Source organism: Patulibacter sp. SYSU D01012 (assembly GCF_017916475.1).
GTDB lineage: Bacteria > Actinomycetota > Thermoleophilia > Solirubrobacterales > Solirubrobacteraceae > Patulibacter.
Map to the genome: position 1 here is coordinate 821388 of NZ_JAFMTB010000002.1, position 21431 is coordinate 842818.

The window sequence follows — 21431 nt, forward strand, 5'->3', positions numbered from 1 at the left end:
CACGCGGCGGCCCGGCGCGGCGCGGAGCATGGGGCGGTGCCTTCGCTCGCGCCCTCCGCGTCGCTGCCCGTCGTCCTGCGACGCGGCCGCGTCGAGGTGACGGTCGCGCTCGAGCCGCTGCGGATCGCGGTCCGTCGCGACGGCCGGCCGGTCGTCGCCGACCTGCGGCCGTGGGCGCGGGACGGCCGCGTCGACGACCGCTTCGTGCGGGTGACGGAGGGCGTGGTCGCCCGCGAGGAGCTGGCCGACCCGGATCCCGTCGCGGCCGCGCGGCCGCTGCCCGGGGGCCGCGACGCCGGCCGCACGTTCGCGCTCCGCTTCGCGTCGGGTCGCTCGGGCACGCTGCGCGTCGCGCTGCCCGCACCGGACGTCGTGCAAGTCGACGTCCTCCCCGCCGCCGACGACGCGGTGCCGGCGCCGCTCCGCGTCGGCGTCTCGTGGCCGGTGCGCGGCCCCCGGCTGGCCGGGCTCGGCGCGCGCCACCACCCGTCGGTGGACCACGCGGGCCGGGCGATCCAGCTCGGCGCGGACCGGCGGTACCTGGGGCCGGGCTGCGCGCCCGAGATGGCGGCGCTCGGCGGCATCCCGCAGGGCGACTACGCCCCCGTCCCGTTCCTGCAGTCCGACGCGGGCTGGGCGGCGTGGCTGGACACCGCCGGCAACGGGACCCGGTTCGACCTGGACGGCGGGCGCGTCGCGCCGAGCGTCCGCACGGTCGCCGGGCCGCTGCGGCTGCGGCTGCACGTCCACCCGCGGCCGGCGGCACGGCTGCTGGCCTTCTCCCGCGCCACCGGGCGTCCCGCGCTGCTGCCGGCCTGGGGCTACGGCTTCTGGAAGTCGCGCGACGTGCACCGCCACCAGGACGAGGTCGAGGAGGACGTGCACGGCTGCCGCTGGCACGGCATCCCCGTCGACGCGGTCGTCCTGGACTCGCCGTGGGAGACGAACTACAACACCTGGCGCCCGAACCCGCACCAGTTCCCCGACTTCGCCGGGATGGTCGCGCGGCTGCGCGCCGACGGCGTGCGGACCGTCGTGTGGGTGACGCCGTGGGTCAACGTCGACTCGACGGGCGGTCAGACGCCGCCCGACCCGGCGTCGATCCGGCTGCACCGGCGCCCGGCCGAGACGTACGCGGAGGGCGTGGACGTCGGCGCGTACGTGCGGCCCCCGGCGGCCGAGGCCCCCGAGCACGCCGCGGCCGCCGCGCCGGCGTGCGGCGCCCCGCCCGCCCCGCACGCCGCGCCGTACGTGGCGCAGTGGTGGATGGGCCGCGGGTCGCCGATCGACTTCACGGGGCCCGGCGAGGGCTGGTGGCGCGCGCAGGCCGAGGCGGCCCTGCGCCTGGGGGTGCAGGGCATCAAGGCCGACGACGGCGAGGGCTACTACCTGCCCGAGGACGTGCGCTTCGCCGACGGCTCGACCGGCGCGACGCGCGCCTGGCGGTGGGGCGACGACTACCGCCGCTCCATGCGCCGCGCGCTCGAGCGGGTCCACCCCGGCGACGGGGTCCTCTTCGGCCGCTCGGGCTGGACGGGCCAGCAGGCGACGGGGATGCTGTGGGCCGGGGACCAGGCGTCGGACTTCTGGTCGCTGCGGGTGCTGCTCGCCGCGACGGTGTCCGCCGCCCACTCCGGGATCTCGAACTGGTCGCACGACGTCGGCGGCTACCTGGGGAACGCGGGCGTGCGCCGGGCCAGCGGCGAGCTGCTCGTGCGTTGGGCGCAGCTGGGGGCGTTCACGCCGCTCATGCAGGCCCACGCGCGCCTGGAGCAGGAGCCGTGGACGTACGACCACGCGACGCTCGAGCGCTTCCGCGGCGCCGTCCTGCTGCACGAGATGCTCACGCCGTACCTGCGCGCCGCCGCCCGCACCGCCGCGCGGACCGGCCTGCCGATCGTGCGGCCGCTCAGCCTGCTCGACCCGGCCGACGACGCGCTCTGGTCCGTCCCGGACGCGTTCGGCTTCGGCCCGTCGCTGCTCGTGGCGCCGGTCGTCGACGAGGGCGCGACCCGGCGGTCGGTGCCCCTGCCGCGCGGCCGCTGGGTCGAGACGTGGTCCGGCCGCACGGTCGCCGGCGGCCGGACCGTCGACGTCGAGGCGCCGCTCGACCGCATCCCCGTGTGGGTGCGCGACGGCGTGATCGTCGTCACCCACCCCGCCGAGCACGTGGCCCGCGGGCTCGGGACCACGCCGGACGCGGAGCGCCCGTACGTCGCGACGCTCTGGGGCACGCCGCGGGCCGGGCGGGCGCTCGCGCACCTGCCCGACGGGGTCCCGGTGCGCTGGACGCGCGACGGCTGGATCCTGCCGGAGGGGCGGGACGTGATGGGGCGTCGCGTCGGGGCCTGAGGGCCGGGGTGGCGGGCGGCCGGGGCGCCGGGGCGCGGGCGCGGCCGGGGCGCGAGCGGGCCGCCGGGCGCAGGCGGGCCGGGGCGCGGACGCGGCCGGGGCGCGAGCGGGCCGCCGGGCGCAGGCGGGCCGGGGCGCGAGCGGGCCGCCGGAGCGCCGGGACCAGGGCGCCGGTGGACCGGGGCGCGAGCGGGCCGCCGGGGCCTCGGGACCAGGGCGCGGGTGGACCGGGGCGCGGGCGGGCCGCCGTGCGGGAGCCGGAGGAGGACGCGGCGCGCGCGACCCTGCGCAGTGCGCGGCGCGACGCCGGCAGGAGCGAGCGGGGGGACGTGGATCGTCGGACGGGTCACAGCGAACGGGGCGGGAGTCCGGAGCACGCCGGTGAGGCGGATCCCCGCGCGCCCCAGACCCACCGCCGCCAGAGGCGAGGCGGGTTCTCGCCGCGGCGAGGCCGATCTCGCTGGTGAGGCGGACAGGGGCCACATGGGCGCACGAATCCGCCTCGCCAGCGCATCCCGCCTCACCTAGCTCCGCCTTCCGCCTCATGTGTCCCACCTTCCGCCTCACCTGACCCCGCGTTCCGCCTCACCTGGCCCCACCTTCCGCTCACCTGGCCGCGCGTTCCGCCTCACGCGTCCCCCGTTCCGCCTCACGCGTCTCCCGCTCCGCCTCCTTCGTTTCGCCCCCGCAGGCCGCCTCGCGAGCGCCTGCCTCCCGCCGCACGAACACCCACGTCCCGCCTCGCGCGTCCCCCGTTCCGCCGCGCCAGCGCCAGCGACCCGCGGCAGCGGTCGTCGGACCGCTCCTCCACCGGCCGACGCACCGCCCGCCGTCCCGGCCGCGTGCCCTCCACTCGCACGCCGCCGCCACGCCTCCTCTCCCCTCCTCCTCCCCCGGTGCGGGCCACGGCCCGGCGCCGCCTCCGCCCGAACGTCGGTCCGGTCCGCCCCGGCCGCGCGTGGGCCGGCCGGCCGGCGGGTATCAGCAGGGTGCCGGCCCTGCCTACCCTCTCGCTCCTCGTGGTCGCTCCCTCCCCATCCCGCCCGTCCCGCCGCCCGGCCGACGACGCCGCGCCCGCGTCCCGGGCCGCGCCGCCCGCCGACCGTGCGCGGGCCGACCGCCGCGGACGCCGCTTCGTGCGACGGATCCTGCCGGCGGCGTTCCTCGTGGCCGCCGTCGTCGCGCTCGTCGTCGGGGTCGGCGAGCTCGCGATCCTGTTCGCGCTCGTCGCGGCCTTCACCGTCCTGGCCGACCTGTGGATCCGGATCGCCATGAGCAGCCAGCGCGACCGCGACGTCGAGGAGGACGCGCGCGAGCGCTACGCCCGCGAGGGCCGCTGGCCGGACGAGCCCGCCCCGCCGTCCGACGGCCCGCGCGACCCGCACCGCCGGGGCCGGCCGACCGGCAGCGGCCGCCGGAGGACCCGCCGATGAGCGGACCCGCGCCCTCGCGCCGCACGCGCACGCGCCGGCGGCTGGCGGTTGCGGTCCGCGGCATCCTGCCGGTCGTCCTGGTCGTCCTGGCGTCCGTCGTCGCGGTGTCCGGGTCGACCGGGCTCGCCGTGCTCTTCGCCGCCACCGCGCTGCTCTTCGTGGGCCTCGTGGCGTGGCTGACCCTGGTCGAGGCCGCGCTGCGCCGCACCCCGCCCCCGCCGTGCGACGCCCAGGGGCGGACCCGCCCCGGCAACCGCCCGGAGCCGCGCCGTCCCCGCCGGGGCGGGCGTCCGCCGACGGCGACGCGCCGCCGCGGCCACTAGACGTTCCCTCGGTCCCCGGCACGGCGGGCGTCCCCGGCACGGCGGGCGTCCGCCGACGGCGACCCGCCGCCGCGGCCACTAGACGTTCCCTCGGTCCCCAGCGCGGCGGGCGCCCGCCCACGGCGACGCGCCGCCGCGGTCACTCGGGCGCCGCGCCGCCCGGCCGCCGGTGGCCGCGTGGCCGCAGTCCGTGCGGCCACGGTGCGGCCCGGGCGCCTACCCCGCGGCGACCGCCAGCAGCCGCGCGGCCTTCAGCTCGGTCTCGCGCCACTCCCCGTCGGGGTCGCTGTCCCAGGTGATCCCGCCGCCGGTGCCGAAGCGCAGGGTGCGTCCGGTGCGCCAGAACGTGCGGATGCCGACGGCCAGCTCGGCGCGGCCGGCGTCGGCGTCGACCCAGCCGATCGCGCCGCAGTACGGGCCGCGGTCCGCGGGCTCGAGCGCCGCGATGACGGCGAGCGCGGCCAGCTTCGGCGCGCCGACGACCGACCCGGGCGGGAAGCTCGCCGCCAGGATCTCGCCCCAGCCGACGCCGGGCCGCAGGTCGCCCTCGACGGTCGAGACCAGGTGCGCCAGGCCCGGATGCTCCTCCACGCCGCAGACCTCGGGCGCGCGAACCGTCCCGGGGCGGCAGACGCGGCCCAGGTCGTTGCGCACGAGGTCGACGATCATGACGTTCTCGGCCCGGTCCTTCGGCAGGAAGCCGTCCCGGGTCGCCGCCGTGCCCTTGATCGGCCGCGACACGAGGTGCTCGCCCGCGCGCGCGAGGAAGAGCTCGGGCGACGCGCACGCCACGTCGACGTCGTGCCCGGGCAGCAGCACGTGGGCGGCGTGCGGCGCGGGGTGCCGCGCGGCCAGCCGCTCGTGCAGCCCGGTCAGCGTCGCGCCGTCCGGCAGCTCCGCCTCGAGCACCCGGCACAGGTTCACCTGGTAGACGTCGCCGGCCGCGATCCGGGCGCGGATCTCGCGCACGCCCGCGCGGAACGCCGCGGCGTCCAGGCTGCTGCGCCAGGCGCCCCGCGGGACCGGCGTCCACGGGGCCGACGGCGCGGCCGGCCCGTACGGCCGCCAGTCCGCGAAGCGCGCCGCGGTCAGCCGGCCGTCGAAGCCGACGACGACGGCCCACCGCCCGCCGCGGTCCAGGGCGCCCGGGTCGTCGGTGACCTCGAGCAGGCCCGTCGCGAGCTGACCGCCGAGGACGGCGCGGGCGACGAGCGGCACGCCGCCATGATCGCCCATGCCCGCCGGGGACGCGGCGCCGCTCAGCCCGCGAGCTGTTCGAGGCGCTCGTACAGCTGGGCGACCTTCGCCTTCGCCGCCTCGTGCCGCGCGGTGTTGCGCTCCGTGGACTCCGGCGTGGCCCACGCCTCGGCGCCGGCGAGCTCCTCCTCGAGCGCCGCCAGCTCCTCCTCGGCGCGCTCGACCTTCGCCTCGGCCTTCTCGATCTCGCGCAGGCGGTTCTTCGACAGCGCCGGCCCGGGCTTCGCCTTCGTGGCGGTGCCGCCGCCGGACGGCGCGGCCTTCGCGGCCGGCGCCGCCGCCCGCGCGCCGCCGCCCGCCGTCTTCGCCGTGCCGCCGGCCGCCGCGGCACGGTCGGCGGCCTTGCCCGCCTCCTTCGCGGCGCGCTCGGCGGCCTTGCGCTCCTCGCGCTCCTCGACGTACTCCTGCCAGCCGCCGAGGAAGCTGCGCAGCTCGCCGTCCTCGACCGCCACGGTGCGCGACCCGATCGCCTCGAGCAGCGCGCGGTCGTGGCTGATCATGATCATCGAGCCGGGGTAGTCCTTCAGCGCGTCCTCGAGCGCCTCGCGCGACTCGATGTCCAGGTGGTTCGTCGGCTCGTCCAGGATCAGGACGTTCGCGCCGGACGCCACGAGGACGGCCAGCCCCAGGCGCTTGTGCTCGCCGCCGGACAGGCCCTCGAGCTCCTTCTCGGCGTCCTCGCCCGAGAACAGGAACTTGCCGAGCAGCGAGCGGGCCTCGTTCGGCTTGAGCCCCGTCGCCTTGACGCACGCCTCGATGACGGTCCGGGCGCCGGGGAAGTGCAGCTCCTCGCCGTGCTGCGACAGGTAGCCGACCTGCACGTTGTGGCCCGTCCGGATCGTGCCGTGGGCGAGCGGCCGGCGGCCGGCGAGCGTCTCGATCAGCGTCGTCTTGCCGACGCCGTTCGGGCCGACCAGGTTGACGTGCTCGCCCCGCTCGAGCCACAGCTCGACGTGCTCGAGCAGCACGCGCGCGTCGGGGTGCGGGATCAGCGACTGGGCGCCCGTGTTCGGGTCGGTGACGCGGGTGGGCGGCGGCACCTCGATGCGGCCGTCCTCGAGCTCGAAGATGATCCGGCCGGCGCGCTCGGGCTTCTTGAAGCTGAAGCCCATCGTCCGGTTGTCGGTCGGGTCGCGCGTGATCCGCTCGATCTTGTCGAGCGCCTTCACGCGCGACTGCGCCTGCTTCGCCTTCGTCGCCTTCGCGGAGAAGCGGCGGACGAAGTCCTCCATCCGCGCGATCTGCGCCTCCTGCTTGGCGATCGCCTTGCCGAGGGCCATCTCGCGCGCCGCCTGCTCGCGGCGCCACTGGTGCCAGGTGCCGTTGAAGAAGCGCCCGCGCCCGGCCTCGATCTCCAGGACCGACGTGCCGACGGCCTCGAGGAACCAGCGGTCGTGCGCGACGAGGACGATCGCCGAGTCGTACGTGACGAGCGTCTTCTCGAGCCACTCGAGCGACTCGAGGTCCAGGTGGTTCGTCGGCTCGTCGAGGAGCAGCAGGTCGGGCTTGGCCGACAGCGCCCGGGCGAGCGACGCGCGGGTCAGCTGGCCGCCGGAGAACGACTCCAGGTTGCGGTCGAGCGCGTCGTCGTCGAAGCCCAGGCCGCGGACGATGTCGAGCGCCTCGTCGCGCCAGCGGTAGCCGCCGAGCGCCTCGAGCTCGGTCTGCGCCTTCGCGTAGCGGTCGAAGACGTCCATGTCGCCGTCGGCCATCCGCTGCTCCAGCTCGCGCAGCGTCGCCTCGAGCTCGACGAGGTCCCGGCGACCCGACGTGACGTACTCGCGCAGCGTGATCCCCTGCTCGCGGGGCGGACGCTGGTCGTGCAGGATCACGCGGGCGCCCTTCTCGTAGGAGAGCTCGCCGCCGTCGCGGTTCGTCTGCCCGGCGAGGATGCGCAGCAGCGTCGTCTTGCCCGCCCCGTTGCGGCCGGACAGCGTCATGCGGTCCCGCCGCTCGAGCTTGAACGACAGCCCCTTCCACAACGGGTTGCCGTTGATGTCCTTCTTCAGGTCGGAGGCGATGAGGACGGCCATGGGCGACCCCCCATGGTACGAGGCGGCGCTCGCGGACGGGGCGGCGTCGGTCACGCAGCGAGCGGCCGGTCACGGACGGCCCCCCGGCGACCTGCCAGCATCCCTGCGATGCCCTCCCCCACGCACCGCCTGCTCGCCGTCGCCCGCGGAGACGCGACGCCCGACCTGGTGATCCGCGGCGCGCGGGTGCTCTCGTCGTTCACGAAGGAGTGGCTGGAGCTCGACGTCGCGATCGCCGACGGGCGGATCGCCGGGTTCGCGCCGAAGGTCGACGACGACACGCCGGTGATCGACGCGGCCGGGCGGCACCTCGTGCCCGGCTTCGTCGACGCGCACATGCACATCGAGTCCTCGAAGCTGCTGCCGGTCGAGCTGGCGCGCGTCCTGGTCCCCCGCGGCACCACGACGATCGTCGTCGACCCGCACGAGATCGCCGGCGTGCTCGGCACCGAGGGCGTGCGCTGGATGCTCGACGCCTGCGACGGCCTGCCGCTCGGCGTCCACGCGATGCTGCCGTCGACCGTGCCCGCGAGCGACCTGGAGAGCCCGCGCGGCGCCCTCGACGCCGACGCGCTGCGCGGCCTGCTCGCCCACCCGCGGGTGCGCGGCGTCGGCGAGATGATGAACGCGCCCGGCGTCATGCACGGCGACGCGCACGCCCTCTCCGTCCTGGAGCTGGTGGCCGACGCGGCGCGCGTGGACGGCCACGCCCCCGGCGTCACCGGCGCGCCGCTCGACGCCTACCTGGCCGCCGGCATCGCCACCGACCACGAGGCGACGAGGCTCGAGGAGGCGTACGAGAAGCGCCGCAAGGGCGCCTGGGTGCTGCTGCGCGAGGCGTCGAACGCCCGCAACCTGCGCGACCTGCTGCCCCTCGTGCGCGAGCACGGCCCCGAGCACTGCGCGTTCTGCACGGACGACCGCGAGCCCGGCGACCTGCTCGGCGAGGGCCACATCGACGCGATGGTGCGGATCGCGATCGCCGAGGGCGTCGACCCGATCGACGCGCTGCTCCTCGCGTCCCTGCACGGCGCCCGCTGCCACGGCCTGGACCGGGTCGGCGCGATCGCCCCCGGCTGGGCCGCCGACCTGCTGCTGCTCGACGACCTGGAGTCCGTCGCGATCGCCACGGTGATCCAGGGCGGCCGCGTCGTCGCCGAGGCCGGCGCGCCGGTGCACGACGAGGGCGTGTGGCCGGCGGCACCGCTCCCCGGCAACGCCAACCCGACCCCGGAGTGGGTGCGCGGCACGGTGCGCCTGGCCCCCGTCGACGCCGCCACGCTCGCCCTGCCGGCCCCGCCCGCCGGCGCGCACGTCCGCGTCATCGGCGCGATCCCCAACCAGCTCCTGACGAGCGAGCGCCACGTCGAGCCGCAGGTGCGGGACGGCCAGGTCGTCGCCGACCCGGCGCGCGACCTGGCGAAGATCGCCGTCCTCGAGCGTCACCACGCCACGGGCCGCGCCTGCGTCGGGCTCGTGACCGGCTTCGGCCTGCGCTCCGGCGCCTTCGCCGGGACGATCTCGCACGACGCGCACAACGTCATCGCCGTCGGCACCCGTGACGAGGACCTGCTCGTCTGCGTCGAGCGGATCCGCGAGCTCGGCGGCGGCCTCGTCGTCGCCGACGAGGGCCGCGTGATCGCCGAGATGCCGCTCCCCGTCGCGGGCCTGCTGTCCGACCGTCCGGCGCGCGACGTCGTCGTGGAGCAGGAGCGCCTGGACGAGGCGCTCGCCGCGCGCGGCGTCACCCTGCCCTCCCCCTTCATGGCGCTCAGCTTCCTGGGCCTGTCGGTGATCCCCGACCTGAAGATCACCGACCGCGGCCTCGTCGACGCGGCGGCGCTGCAGCCGGTCCCGTTCGTCGTCGAGGTGTAGAGATCCACCCCGGCCCCGCGGCGTTTCCCCGATGCGGCCTGCCCGCGCCGGCGGGATGCTGACGGCATGAACCGCGAGTGGCACGCGCAGCACCCGATGCCGCGGCCGGCGACGCCGGCGCAGCGGCTGGACTGGCACCGCGAGCACGCCGCGGCGTGCGGCTGCCGGCAGCCGCCGCCCGACATCGTGGCCTTGCTGCGCGCCGGGGCCGACGGCGACGCGCCGGGCGCTCAGCGCACGAGCGACGGCTGAGGCACGCCGGCGTACCCGTCGTCGCCGGGCCAGCGGCCCGCGCCGTCGGGCACGAGCAGCTGGACGGCCTGGAAGCCGCGGCCCTTGTGCGTCCAGCGGGCGTACTCGAGCAGGCCGTCGCGGTGGCGGGCGTCGACCGCGACCGTCCGCAGCGGCGCGCCCTCGATGACGCCCTCCACCTCGGCGCCGGGCAGCAGGCGCCCGCCGCGCCGCACGACGTCGACGGTCCCGGCCAGGATGGCGTGGGCGTGCGCGAAGTCGCCGACGAGCACGAGCTCGGGGTGGTTCATCGTCAGCCACAGGCCGGCGGTGTAGGCCAGCGGCAGGCCGGTGACGGGCGCCGGGTGGTCGCCCGCGCGCACGAGGACCGCGTGCCAGCCGTGCTCGCGCACGTCCGCGGCGATCCGGCGCTCGACGTCGTCGGCGGGCTCGGGGAGCGGGGGGTCTGCGGAGGGCTGCATCGCCCGCAGTATCCGCCACCGTCCCGGCCGGCGCGACGCCGCGCCGCATGCCGCTCCCGCCGTCGTTTCGGCCCGCGCGGCCGCGGGCACGGTGGGGCCATGGACGTGAACGACGTCGTCGAGCTGACGATCGAGACGGACGACCTCGCGGGACTCGAGCGCTTCTACACCCGGGCGTTCGGCCTGGAGGTGCTCTCTCGGGACGACGACCGCATCTGGCTCAAGCTCGGCGAGCGCACCCGGCTGGGGCTGTGGACGCCGGGCAAGAAGGAGTTCGACGACGAGGGCGGCCGGCACGTGCACTTCGCGATGTCCGCGGCGCCGCGGCGCCTGGACGCGATCTGCGCGCGCCTGCGGGACGAGCTGGGCGTCGACGTCGAGGGCCCCGTCGAGCACGACGGCGGCGACCGCTCGATCTACCTGCGGGATCCGGCGGGGAACCTCGTCGAGGTGTGGGACTTCTTCGAGCGCGGGAAGGGCGCCCACGAGGGGGCCGACGGGCTGGCCGCCTGAGCGGGCGGGGGGGGGACGCCGCCCCCCCCCCCGGCCCGCGTCCCGCGGCCGGGGCCTGGGGCGGCGGTCAGATCCGCTCCCGCCAGGCGACGGCCGCGACGGCGACGTCCCACAGCGCGGCGCGCACCGCCGGACCGGCTCCGGCCCGCCGGGCTCGCGCCAGCCCGGCGACGGCGGCCCCGAGCGCCGCCGGCCCGGCGGGGCCGGACGCGGCCCCGGCCCGCAGCGCACCGACCACGTGGTCCGGCGGTCCCTCCGCGGTCCGGCGCTCGCGCAGGGCCCGCTCGGCCTCCGCCGCCCGGCCCTCCGCCGCCGCGGCCGCCCGGCGGGCCGCCGCCGCGTCGGCCCGCGCGTCCCGCAGCACGTCCGGCGGCGCGACGGCGTCGCGCGCGCCGTCGGCCAGCGCCTCCGCCTCGGCGATCGCCTCGTCGAGCCGGGTCCGCAGGGCGTCGCGCTCGGCACGCAGCGCGGCGGCCTCGCGCGCCCTCTCCGCCGCCCGCGCCTCCGCGGCGGTCGCGGCGCCCCGGGCGTCCGCGACCGCGCGCGCCGCGACCGCCGCGGCCGCCCGCAGCTCCGCCAGCTCGCCCTCGGCCTGGCGCACGGCGGCCTCGACCGCCGCCCGCGCCCGCGCGTCGGCGCCGGCCGACCGCCGGCGCGCAGCGTCGCGCTCCGCGACCAGGGTCGCGGTGCGGGCCGTCGCACGGTCCAGACGGCCGCGGAGCGCGTCGGCGCGCCGGTCGGCGTCGCGGGCGGCGGCCAGCGCGGCGTCGAGCACCACGCGGACGTCCGGCGTCATCTGCAGCCGGGCGCTCTGCGGGGGCACGACCTCGCGCCGACGCGGACCGGGCCGACCGGGCACGAAGCCCGCGGCACGGACGGCGGCGCCCAGCGACCCGCCGAACGGCCGCTTCACGGCGTTCAGGGACGGCCAGGGCGAGCCGTCGGCACGGCCGGCGCGGTAGCGCTCGACGCGCCACGTCTGCCCGGACCAGCGCGCGGACGACGGATTCAGGTCGGCCGCGCGCGGCGGCTCGTCGTAGGTGGCGACCCACTCGCGGATCGCCTCGATGATGGACTCGCGGTCCCACGCGCGCCGGGCGACGTCCGCGGAGGACGTCGAGCAGCGGCTGGCGGCTCCCGCGACGGACGCGGAAGCCATGAGAGGACTCCCGCTAGCGGCGGTGCTGGAACGCGTCGGGGGTCTGCGCCCGCTGCCACGACGCCAGGGGCTTCCGCACCGGGAACGCCGCGAGGGCGCCGGCGGAGCTCATCCGGGTCGGAACGGGCACGAACATCGCCGCGGAACGTAGCGGTCGGGGGCGCCGCCCGCAACCGCCTGGCGCCCTCAGTGACGGGTTCGAGTCCTTCCCGTCGCCCCCGATCCGGACGCCGCCACGTCCCCGCGCGGGGCCGAGGAACGCCCCGCTTCCCGCCGTCCACCCGCCGCACATCCGCCCCCGGTCCCGCAGCGCCGGGCCGCCGAACGACCACCGAGGACTCGAACCCTCCGGCGCCCGCCGCCGGGTCCGCAGGGTGTCGTCTCCGCCGGCGCCCCACGGGCATGCTGGACCCATGAGCGAGATCCCGATCACCGTGCGAGGCGACGTCGACGACCGCGCCGTCGCGCAGCTCGAGCGCTGCGCCCGGGCGGGCGACGCGGTCGCGGGCGCCCTGTGCGCCGACGGCCACGTGGGCTACTCTCAGCCCATCGGCGGCGCGGTCGCGTACCCGGACCACATCAGCCCCAGCGGCGTCGGCTACGACATCGGCTGCGGCAACAAGGCCGTGCGCACCGACGTGCGGACGGACGACCTGTGTGCCGACCTGCCCCGGGTGATGGACGAGGTCTTCGACCGCATCTCGTTCGGCATGGGTCGCAAGAACGACGAGCCCGTCGACCACCCGGTGCTCGACGCGATCGCCGACGCGGACTTCGCGCCGCAGCGGTCCCTGGTCAGCGGCGCGCGCAAGCAGCTCGGCACGGTCGGCGCGGGCAACCACTACGTCGACCTGTTCGCGGGCGACGACGGGTTCGCCTGGGTCGGCGTGCACTTCGGCTCCCGCGGGTTCGGGCACAAGACCGCCTCGGGGTTCCTCGCGCTGGCGGCGGGCGGGCGGTTTACCGACCGCGCCCCGGACGGCGAGATGGACGCCGATCCGGTCCTGCTGCGCGCGGACTCCGAGCTCGGCGCGTCCTACGTCGCGGCGATGGAGCTGGCCGGCGCGTACGCGTACGCCGGGCGGGACGTCGTCGTCGACAAGGTCCTCGAGATCCTCGGGGCCACGGCGACGTACGAGGTGCACAACCACCACAACTTCGCGTGGCGGGAGCGGCACCTCGGCGTCGACGCGTGGGTGGTCCGCAAGGGCTGCACCCCGGCGTTCCCGGGCCAGGAGGGCTTCGTCGGCGCCACCATGGGCGAGCCGTCCGTGATCCTGCGCGGCCGGGAGGCCCCCGGCACCGACGCGCTGCTCGCGTCCACGGTCCACGGGGCGGGCCGCGTCATGTCGCGCACGCAGGCCGCGGGGCGGATCGGCACCCGGATGGAGTGCACGGCCCGCGACTGCGACTTCTGGGTGCCGGCGCGCGAGTTCCGCGAGGCCCGGGAGCGGGCGGGGGCCGCGAACGGCCGCTTCACGCTCTGCCCGCGCCACCCGGACGGGAAGATGGCCAAGCGCCGGGGCCGCATCCGCGAGGGCGCGATCGACTTCGCGGCCGTGCGGGCCGAGCTGCGGGGGACGGGCGTCGAGCTGCGCGGCGGCGCGGCGGACGAGGCGCCGGCGGCCTACAAGCGGCTGGACGCCGTGCTCGCCGCCCACGCCGACACGGTCGAGGTGCTCCACCGCCTCACGCCGATCGGGGTGGCGATGGCGCCGGCCGACACGGTCGACCCGTACAAGGACTGACGGGCGCCGCCGGGGACGGAGCGCACGCCGCGACGCGTGCGGTCCCGTCGCCGGCCGCAGCCGTCCGGCCGCCCGCGGTTTGCCCGCCCGGCGCCCCGGGCACGGTGCCTGCATGCCCCGCAGCCCGCACCGGCCCGCGCCCGCGCCGACGTCCACCGCCGTCGGCGGCGTTCATTAGGGTCACCGGCCATGGAGCACGCCTTCCGCGCGGCCGCCGGGCGCACCCCCTTCTCGATCGGCATCGAGGAGGAGCTGATGATCGTCGACCGCGAGGACCACGACCTGGTCAACGCGATCGAGCGGCTGCTCGGCGACGCGCCCGTCGGCGACGTCAAGGCCGAGCTGATGGAGTCGGTCCTCGAGATCTCGACGACGCCGGTCGCCAACACCGTCGAGGCCGGCGAGCAGCTGCGCGCCCTGCGCGCCCACGTGTCCGCGCGCGCCGCCGAGCACGACCTGGCGATCGCGTCCGCCGGCACCCACCCGTACGCGCGCTGGGAGGACCAGCGCATCGCGGCCCGCGACCGCTACCGCGACCTGATCCGCGAGCTGCGGTTCATCGCCCGGCAGGAGCTGCTGTTCGGCCTGCACGTGCACGTCGGCGTCGACGACCCGGACCAGGCGATCCACGTCGCGGACGGGATGCGGGTGCACCTGCCGATCCTGCTGGCGCTGAGCGCGAACTCCCCGTTCTGGCGCGGGGACCGGACCGGCCTGATGTCGACGCGCACCTCGATCTTCCGCGCCTTCCCCCGCGTGGGCGTGCCGACGGCCTACGGCTCGTGGGACCGCTACGAGCGCGAGGTCGAGTTCATGATGCGCTCGGGCGTGATGAGCGACCCGACGTACGTCTGGCACGACGTCCGGCCCCACCCGACGTTCGGCACCGTCGAGATCCGCGTCTGCGACGGGCAGACGCGCGTCGAGCACACCCTGGCGCTCGCGGCGCTCATCCAGGCGATGGTCCACGAGCTCGCGGCCCACTACGACGAGGGCAAGCAGCTCGGCGACGTGCCCTGGCAGATCCTGGACGAGAACAAGTACCTGGCCGCCATCCACGGCCTGGACGGCGAGCTCGTCGACCTGCCGACGAGCGACCGCGTGGCGACGCGCGACCTGGCGCGGCGCCTGCTGGAGCGCCTGCGCCCCCACGCCGAGGAGCTGGGGTCGGCCGACGCGCTCGCCGGCATCGAGGACCTCCTGGAGCGCGGCACGGGCGGCGACCGGCAGGTGCTCGTCTACGACGCCAACTCGGACCTGACCGAGGTCATGCGCGAGATGGTCGACCTGACCGTCCAGCGGTAGGACCCGTGGCGCCCCGCCGCTGGATGCGCCATCGTTCCGGGGCATGAGCACGAGCGGGCACGCCGGACCGGAGCGCAGCGAGCGGGCGAACGGGTTCCTGCTCGTCGGCGCGATGGCCGTCCTGATGTGGGTCGTCGAGATCGTCGACTCCCTGGCCGACCACCGCCTGGACGCCTACGGCATCGTGCCCCGCCGGGTCGACGGCCTCGACGGCGTGCTCTTCAGCCCGTTCCTGCACGGCAGCTTCGGCCACCTGCTGGGCAACACCGTGCCGTTCCTGGTCCTCGGCGCGGTCATCGCGTTCAACGGCGCGATCCGCGTCCTGCTCGTGACGCTCATCGTCGGCCTGGTGGCCGGCGTCGGCACCTGGCTCATCGCCCCCGACAACACCATCACGGTCGGCGCGAGCGGCATCGTCATGGGCTACGCGACGTACCTGATGGCCCGCGGGCTGTTCAGCCGCAAGCTCCTCGAGCTGCTCGTCGGCTTCGCCGTGCTGGTCGTCTGGGGCGGCGCGCTGCTGTGGGCGCTCGTGCCGCGGGAGGGCGTCTCCTGGCAGGCCCACCTGTGCGGCGGCGTCGGCGGCGTCGTGGCCGCCTGGGTGCTGACGACCGACCCGCGCCGCCGCGGCTCCGCCGCCCCCGCGCGCCGGTCGCCGCTCGACGCGCTGTAGCCCCGGCGACGCCGACCGTCGTCCGCCGGGCGACCCGACGGACGACGACGCGCTCCTGTCAGCTGATGTCGAAGTACCCGTCGCCGTCGAGCACGATGCCGGCGGTCGGGTTGGCCGGGTAGGTCCCGTCGTCCGCCGGGAAGACGCCGAGCGTCTCGATCCGCTCCTTGCCGTCGGCGAAGGCCAGGCGCAGGGTGCGGTCGGCGCGGACCTCGTAGGTGCCCTTGCTGTCGGGCGGCACGACGCTCCAGTCGGCGCCCGGACCGGTGCCGGAGCTGACCGCGCTGCGGATGAACGTGCCGTCGGGGCGGAATGCGAGGTACTCGGTGAAGTACGAGCAGGAGAGCGGGCACAGGCCGGTCGAGTTCGAGTACGTCAGGACGACGTCCCAGCGAGCGCCCGGCGCTGCGGCGCCGAGCTCGGTGTACGTCAGGCCGTCGAGCACGATCCGGCGACCGTCGAACGTCGCGGGCACGCCGTCGACCACGAGCGCGTTCGTCGCGGGGTCGAACGCGTAGGGTCGGCAGTCCTCGGACGCGGCGGCGCAGACGGGCCAGGAGCCCTCGGCCGCGCTCGTCCGCACCAGGCTCGAACCGGTGAACAGCAGCGTGCGCTGGTCGATGCCGTTGACCGTGTAGAGCGAGCCCCAGAAGTAGCGGCCGGTGAGCGTGGCCGCCGGCGCGGGCGCCGGGCTGGGGGTCGGGGTCGGGGCGGCGCGGGGCCCGAAGCTCAGGCGCGTCGTGGCGACGGTGCGGCCCTTCTGCCGCACGCGCACCGTCACCCGACCGGCCTTCGGCCCGCCGCGCGTGCGCCGCAGCCGCACCCGCACGGCGACGCGCTTGCCCGCCCGCAGCGCCGGCAGGGCGCGCGTCCGGCTGGCGCCGCGGGCACCGACGACGCGCACCCGCACGCCCTTGCGGGCGCCGACGGTCAGCTTCAGCCCGGTCAGGCGACGCTTGCCGCCGTTGCGCACGGTGACGCGCGCCGTCGCGTCCTTCGTGGTGAGGGCGCGCGAGACGGGGTCCGCGGTGACGCGCACGGGTGATCGCGCGGCGTCGGCGGCGGGGGCGACCGTCAGCCCGGCGAGGGCGACGGCGACGAGCGCGGGGGCGGACCGCGTGGGACGGGGGACGTGGCGGGGGACCATGGCGCGGACGCTACCCACGGGAAGGCCGACGCGCCACCTCCACACGCCTGCCGACGCGCCACCTCCACACGCCGGCCGCTACCGTGCGGGCGGTGCAGCCGGCAGGCCCCCGCAGCGACGACTGGTGGTGCGAGCTGACCGTGGGCCACGCCGCGGGCGCGTCCCGCGCCCGCGCGACCCAGGCGCGGCGGGCGCCGTTCGGCTGGATGCTCCTCACGCCCGAGGCGCCGCTCGTCTGGGCGGTCAACCGCGCGCAGGTCGTCCCGAACGCCGGCGGGCTGGACGCCGCCGAGACCGTGACCGCCGTGGAGGCCGCGCACGACGCCGCCGGGCTCGCGCACCGCGCGGTCGACCTGCGTGGCCGCGGCGACGCGCGGCGCCTGGCGCCCGTGCTGCGGGCGGCCGGGTACGTGGTGCAGGAGCTGCACGTCCTGGCGGCCGCGCCGGCGGAGCTGGCGGAGCGCACCCGCCCCCGCCCGGGCCGCTCCTACGTCGTCGCTCCCGAGGGACCCGAGGCGGCCGAGCCGGTCCGGCAGGCGGCCGAGGAGGGGCAGGACCGGACGCCGGAGGAGCGACGGCAGGTGGCCCGGCAGTGGTCGCTCGCCCCGGCCCGCGACACCGTCCACCTCGTCGCCCGCGACGCCGCCGGGGAGGCCGTCGGGTCGCTCGTCGTGCACCTGGCCAGCCTGCACCTGGAGCTCGACGACGTCCTGACGCATCCGGCGCGGGAGCGCGCGGGCGTCGGCACGGCGCTCCTGGCGGCGGCGGCCGAGCTGGGGCGGCGCCGCGACGTCGGGCGCCTGACGCTCCTGGCCGACCCGAACGACTACGCGGCGTCCTGGTACGGGCGCCGTGGGTTCCGCGCCGTCGGCCGCACGGCGACGGCGCACCGCGTGCCGGCGGCCTGACGCGGCGCTCAGCGGCCGCGCATCCCGCCCTGCGGCAGGCCCTGGCCCGTCCGCTGCCAGTCCATGAGCAGCACGTTCTCGCGCGCCGTGGCCCCGGCGAGGTCCTCGACGTCGCGGAACATCGCCTTCAGCCGGCGCATGCCGTCGCCGGGGCGCGACGCGATCTCGGCGGCGAGCTCGAGCGCCGCCGTCTCGGCCTCCTCGGCCGGCACCACGCGCTCGGCCAGGCCGATCCGCTCGGCCTCCTCCGCCCCGACGACGCGCCCGGAGTAGATGAGCTCCTTCGCGCGCGACAGGCCGACGAGCGGCACGAGCCGGGCCGGCCCGACGGGGACGCCGAGCTTCGCGCCCGCCCAGGCGAGCTTGAGGTTGTCGCCCGCCACCCGCAGGTCGCACGCGGCCGCCAGCTCGGCCCCCGCCCCCACGACGTTGCCGACGCAGACGGCGATCGTCGGCACCGGCAGGTCGACGAGCGCCTGGTAGGCCCGGGCGAACCGCGCCATCCGCGCGATGCCGCCCTCGCGGTCGAGCTCCTCCCCCACGTCGGCGCCGGCGCACAGGGCGCGGGGCGAGGTGGTCGACAGGACGACCACCCGCAGGTCGGGGTCGGCGGCCAGCGCGTCGAGCCGCGCGAGCAGCGCGTCGAGGGTGGCCGTGTCCAGCGCGTTGCGCCGTTCGGGCCGGTCGAGCCGCACCACCTCGACCCCGTCCGACGCCCGCTCGCTCCCCAGTCCCGTCATCGCCGCGGGGTTCTATAGGATTCAGGGCCATGCGTCGACTTCTCGTCCTCGTCGCCACCGCCGTCGCGACGCTCTCGGTCACCGCCGCCACCGCCTCCGCGAAGATCGACAGCGGTCAGGGCCTCGTCGGCGAGAACAACGACCTGATGGTCACGCTGTTCGGCTTCGCGGTGCTCATCGGCATCCCGGCGTTCGCCCTCCTGGCCTCCCTGCTGCAGAACCGCCTGGACAAGCGCCGCTACCGTCGCCTGGACGCCGCCCGCGCCCGCCAGGCGACGAACAACAAGCGTCACGGCTGGTAGCGCTCCGGCGCACCCCGGGCGGCCCGACGCGGCCGCCCCGTCCTCGCGGCGGGCCCTCGGGTCCGCCGTTCGTCGTTCCGGGGACGCCGACGCGCCGCGTGCCCGCCTTTTCCCGCGCGCGCGTGTCGGGTACGCTCGCGCCCACTGACAGCACGCCCCGGCAGCGGGCCGGCGCGCAGGAGGAGACGACGCATGGCGTACGTGGTCACCGGGGCCACCGGATTCATCGGCCGCTTTCTGGTCGCGAGGCTGCTCGAGCGGCGCGAGGGCGACATCCACCTCGTCGTCCGCGACGCCTCGCAGCCGAAGATCGACCGCCTGATCGACGGCTGGCCCGAGGGGGCCGCCGAGCGCATCAAGGTGGTGGTCGGCGACCTCGAGCAGCCGGCGATGGGCGTCGACCCGGCGTGGATCGACGAGCACCGCGGCACGATCGACCACCTGTTCCACCTCGCCGCGATCTACGACATGACGGCGGACGAGGAGCGCAACGAGGCGCTCAACGTCGAGGGCACGCGGCACGCCGTCGAGCTCGCCAACGTCCTGGGCGCCGGCTGCTTCCACCACACCTCGTCCGTCGCGGTCGCCGGCGACTTCGACGGCGTCTTCCGCGAGGACATGTTCGACGAGGGGCAGCCGCTCCCGTCGCCGTACCACCGCACGAAGTTCGCCTCGGAGCGGATCGCGCGCGGCGAGACGCTCGTCCCCTGGCGGATCTACCGGCCGTCGATCGTCGTCGGGCACTCCGAGACGGGCGAGATGGACAAGATCGACGGGCCGTACTACCTGTTCGGGCTCGTCAAGGCGATGCGGAAGCTCCCGCGCTTCATCCCGCTGATGTCGCCGGACGTCGGCGCGACGAACATCGTCCCGGTCGACTACGTCGCCGCGGCGATGGACCACATCGCGCACGAGCCCGGGCTGGACCAGCAGGCGTTCCACCTGTGCGCGCCGCGCCCGCAGCCGGTCGTCGACGTCTTCAACATGGTGGCCCGCGCCGCCCGCGCGCCCCGCCTGACGCTGCGGCCGCCGGGGATGCCGCCGATCGACGTCCACAAGGGCCCGCTCGCCGTCTTCCTGCGCTCGCCGACGTTCGCCCCGCTGCGCCGCCTGCTGCTCTCCCCCACCGGCATCCCGGACGAGGTCGTGCCGCACCTGTCGTTCGCGCCCGTCTTCGACGCCCGGCGCGCCGAGCAGGCGCTCGTCGGGTCGGGCATCGCGGTGCCGCGCCTGCGCGACTACGCGGCCACGCTGTGGGACTTCTGGGAGCGCAACCTCGACCCCGCGCTGCACGCCGACACGACCCTGCGCGAGGCCGTCGTCGGCCGCACCGTGCTGATCACCGGCGCGTCGTCGGGGATCGGCGAGGCGACGGCGCTGAAGGTGGCGCTCTCGGGCGGCACGCCGCTGCTGGTGGCGCGGACCCGCTCGAAGCTCGAGGCGCTGCGTCGCCAGATCGAGGCCCACGGCGGCACCGCCTACGTCTACCCGTGCGACCTGAACGACCTCGACGCGATCGACGAGCTCGCGCGCACCGTCACCCGCGAGCACCGGGTCGACGTCGTCGTGAACAACGCGGGGCGGTCGATCCGGCGGTCGCTCAAGCTCAGCCTCAACCGCTTCCACGACTTCGAGCGGACGATGCAGCTGAACTACTTCGGCGCCATCCGCCTGGTGATGGGCGTCCTGCCGCACATGGTCGAGCACGGCGGCGGGCACGTCGTGAACATCTCGTCCATCGGCGCGCAGACGTGGCCGCCGCGGTTCTCGGCCTACGTCGCGAGCAAGTCGGCACTGGACGCCTGGACGCGGATCGCCGCGGCCGAGCTCATCGGCGCGAAGGTGACGTTCACGACGATCCACATGCCGCTCGTGCGGACGCCGATGATCGCGCCGACGAAGCTCTACGACAACGTCCCGACGATCACGCCGGTCGAGGCCGCCGACCTGGTCGCGAAGGCGATCGCCGCGCACCCGAAGCAGATCAACACCCTGCTGGGCACCGCCGGCGAGGTGCTCTACGCGGTCGCGCCGAAGGTCTCCGACCAGATCCTCAACACCGGCTTCCGGATCTTCCCGGACTCCGCCGCCGCCCGCGGCCAGGAGAACCCCGACGAGCGCGCCGGCATCGAGATGCGCCTGCTCGCCGCGCTGACGCGCGGCATGCACTGGTAGCGGGCGCCGGCGCACCGCCCCCGAACGCAAGGCGGCGGCCCGGGGGCCGCCGCTCGTGCGTGACGGCGCGCCGCGGCGCGCTCGGGGCGTCGGTCAGGCCGTGGCGAAGGAGCGCAGGCCGCCGACGAGCAGGTCGAGGCCGTTGCGCAGGAAGTCGGCGGGCTCGTGGTCGCCGAAGCTCTCGCGGGCGGTGCGCATGGCGGGCGCGTCCTCCGGCCCGGCCTCGGCGATCTCCTCGAGGGCGCGCAGCGTCTCGGACCACTCGGCCTCGAGGCGCGTCGCGCCGCGCAGCAGCCACAGGACGGCGGGCGTGAACGTGGCGCGCTGGTCGGCGGGGATGCCCGCGTCGACGAGCGGCGCGTTCAGCGCCTCGAGCCAGCGGACGATGGCGGGCCGGCTCAGCGCGCGGCCGTGGAGGTGCTCGGCCAGGCCGGGCACCGTCAGGAAGGCGTCGTACGAGCGGGTGACGACCGTCGCGAGCCGCTCCTCCCAGGCGCCGTCGCCGGCGTCCAGGTCGATCTCGCCGACGGCCGCCTCGAGGACGTCGTCGACGAGCGTCTCCTTGCCGGCCACGTGGCGGTACGCGGCCATCGTCGACACGCCGAGCTCCTCCGCCAGGCGGCGCATGGAGAGGGCGTCGAGACCGTCGCGGCGGGCGATGGTCGTCGCCGCGTCGATGACGAGGGCGCGGCTGAGGCGCTCCGCCTGCGGACGGCCCGTCGAAGGGGTGGGCTGGGCTCCCGATACGTCGTGCACAGCCAACAGACTAACGGTC

At 76.7% G+C, this 21431-nt stretch carries 20 protein-coding genes; 12 read left to right on the plus strand and 8 right to left on the minus strand.

Annotated elements, in window-relative coordinates; genetic code table 11:
• Positions 1-36 precede the first annotated feature (36 nt).
• The 3 genes from J3P29_RS13360 (at position 37) to J3P29_RS13370 (ending at position 4108) form a co-directional block, all read left to right on the plus strand.
• Positions 37-2352, plus strand: coding sequence for a glycoside hydrolase family 31 protein (locus J3P29_RS13360; RefSeq protein ID WP_210493973.1), 2316 nt, complete (start codon positions 37-39; stop codon positions 2350-2352).
• A gap of 1019 nt (positions 2353-3371) precedes the next feature.
• Positions 3372-3785, plus strand: coding sequence for a hypothetical protein (locus J3P29_RS13365; protein ID WP_210493975.1), 414 nt, complete (start codon positions 3372-3374; stop codon positions 3783-3785).
• Positions 3782-4108, plus strand: coding sequence for a hypothetical protein (locus tag J3P29_RS13370; RefSeq protein ID WP_210493976.1), 327 nt, complete (start codon positions 3782-3784; stop codon positions 4106-4108). Before J3P29_RS13365 ends, J3P29_RS13370 begins: the two co-directional genes overlap by 4 nt.
• 216 nt (positions 4109-4324) lie before the next feature.
• Here the strand turns inward: J3P29_RS13370 and J3P29_RS13375 are convergent, their stop codons facing one another.
• Both J3P29_RS13375 and abc-f read right to left on the minus strand, forming a co-directional pair.
• Complete coding sequence (locus J3P29_RS13375; protein WP_210493977.1) at positions 4325-5344, minus strand: chorismate-binding protein; 1020 nt, start codon at positions 5342-5344, stop codon at positions 4325-4327.
• A gap of 23 nt (positions 5345-5367) precedes the next feature.
• Positions 5368-7398, minus strand: coding sequence for a ribosomal protection-like ABC-F family protein (gene abc-f, locus J3P29_RS13380; RefSeq protein ID WP_210493978.1), 2031 nt, complete (start codon positions 7396-7398; stop codon positions 5368-5370).
• Positions 7399-7506: 108 nt separating this feature from the next.
• Between abc-f and ade the strand changes: the two genes are divergently transcribed.
• Complete coding sequence (ade, locus tag J3P29_RS13385; RefSeq protein WP_210493979.1) at positions 7507-9273, plus strand: adenine deaminase; 1767 nt, start codon at positions 7507-7509, stop codon at positions 9271-9273.
• A 66-nt stretch (positions 9274-9339) separates the two neighbouring features.
• Complete coding sequence (locus J3P29_RS13390) at positions 9340-9525, plus strand: hypothetical protein (protein WP_210493981.1); 186 nt, start codon at positions 9340-9342, stop codon at positions 9523-9525.
• Here J3P29_RS13390 and J3P29_RS13395 read toward each other — a convergent pair.
• Positions 9504-9986, minus strand: coding sequence for a DUF4262 domain-containing protein (locus tag J3P29_RS13395; RefSeq protein WP_210493982.1), 483 nt, complete (start codon positions 9984-9986; stop codon positions 9504-9506). The genes J3P29_RS13390 and J3P29_RS13395 overlap by 22 nt on opposite strands.
• Before the next feature lie 99 nt (positions 9987-10085).
• Here J3P29_RS13395 and J3P29_RS13400 point away from each other — a divergent pair, with 99 nt between their 5' ends.
• Entirely contained in the window at positions 10086-10499 is a 414-nt protein-coding gene (locus J3P29_RS13400) for a VOC family protein (RefSeq protein WP_210493983.1), read from the plus strand.
• 67 nt (positions 10500-10566) lie between these two features.
• Here J3P29_RS13400 and J3P29_RS13405 read toward each other — a convergent pair whose 3' ends face one another.
• Both J3P29_RS13405 and J3P29_RS20460 read right to left on the minus strand, forming a co-directional pair.
• Positions 10567-11658 carry a hypothetical protein gene (locus J3P29_RS13405; protein WP_210493984.1) on the minus strand — a complete coding sequence of 364 codons (1092 nt, stop codon included), beginning with the start codon at positions 11656-11658 and terminating at the stop codon, positions 10567-10569.
• Between the two features lie 13 nt (positions 11659-11671).
• Complete coding sequence (locus tag J3P29_RS20460; RefSeq protein ID WP_282600093.1) at positions 11672-11794, minus strand: hypothetical protein; 123 nt, start codon at positions 11792-11794, stop codon at positions 11672-11674.
• A 277-nt stretch (positions 11795-12071) separates the two neighbouring features.
• On the opposite strand from J3P29_RS20460, the gene J3P29_RS13410 reads away from it, so the two are divergent.
• From J3P29_RS13410 to J3P29_RS13420, 3 genes are all read left to right on the plus strand, one after another.
• On the plus strand, positions 12072-13406 hold the full coding sequence (locus J3P29_RS13410) for an RtcB family protein (protein WP_246851919.1): 1335 nt from the start codon (positions 12072-12074) through the stop codon (positions 13404-13406).
• A 189-nt stretch (positions 13407-13595) separates the two neighbouring features.
• Entirely contained in the window at positions 13596-14711 is a 1116-nt protein-coding gene (locus J3P29_RS13415) for a carboxylate-amine ligase (protein ID WP_210493985.1), read from the plus strand.
• A 43-nt stretch (positions 14712-14754) separates the two neighbouring features.
• Positions 14755-15384: a rhomboid family intramembrane serine protease gene (locus J3P29_RS13420; protein WP_210493987.1), complete on the plus strand. Its 630-nt coding sequence runs from the start codon at positions 14755-14757 to the stop codon at positions 15382-15384.
• 58 nt (positions 15385-15442) lie between these two features.
• Here the strand turns inward: J3P29_RS13420 and J3P29_RS13425 are convergent, their stop codons facing one another.
• Positions 15443-16531: a hypothetical protein gene (locus J3P29_RS13425; RefSeq protein WP_210493988.1), complete on the minus strand. Its 1089-nt coding sequence runs from the start codon at positions 16529-16531 to the stop codon at positions 15443-15445.
• 92 nt (positions 16532-16623) lie between these two features.
• On the opposite strand from J3P29_RS13425, the gene J3P29_RS13430 reads away from it, so the two are divergent.
• On the plus strand, positions 16624-17439 hold the full coding sequence (locus tag J3P29_RS13430; protein ID WP_210493989.1) for a GNAT family N-acetyltransferase: 816 nt from the start codon (positions 16624-16626) through the stop codon (positions 17437-17439).
• Positions 17440-17447: 8 nt separating this feature from the next.
• On the opposite strand, the gene J3P29_RS13435 is transcribed toward J3P29_RS13430, so the two are convergent.
• A complete protein-coding gene (locus J3P29_RS13435) occupies positions 17448-18179 on the minus strand; it encodes an enoyl-CoA hydratase/isomerase family protein (RefSeq protein ID WP_210493990.1) in 732 nt (243 codons plus the stop codon).
• A gap of 29 nt (positions 18180-18208) precedes the next feature.
• Between J3P29_RS13435 and J3P29_RS13440 the strand changes: the two genes are divergently transcribed.
• On the plus strand, positions 18209-18481 hold the full coding sequence (locus J3P29_RS13440) for a hypothetical protein (RefSeq protein WP_210493991.1): 273 nt from the start codon (positions 18209-18211) through the stop codon (positions 18479-18481).
• Positions 18482-18673: 192 nt separating this feature from the next.
• Complete coding sequence (locus J3P29_RS13445) at positions 18674-20656, plus strand: SDR family oxidoreductase (protein WP_210493992.1); 1983 nt, start codon at positions 18674-18676, stop codon at positions 20654-20656.
• Positions 20657-20749: 93 nt separating this feature from the next.
• Here J3P29_RS13445 and J3P29_RS13450 read toward each other — a convergent pair whose 3' ends face one another.
• Positions 20750-21412 carry a TetR/AcrR family transcriptional regulator gene (locus tag J3P29_RS13450; protein ID WP_210493993.1) on the minus strand — a complete coding sequence of 221 codons (663 nt, stop codon included), beginning with the start codon at positions 21410-21412 and terminating at the stop codon, positions 20750-20752.
• Positions 21413-21431: the final 19 nt, after the last annotated feature.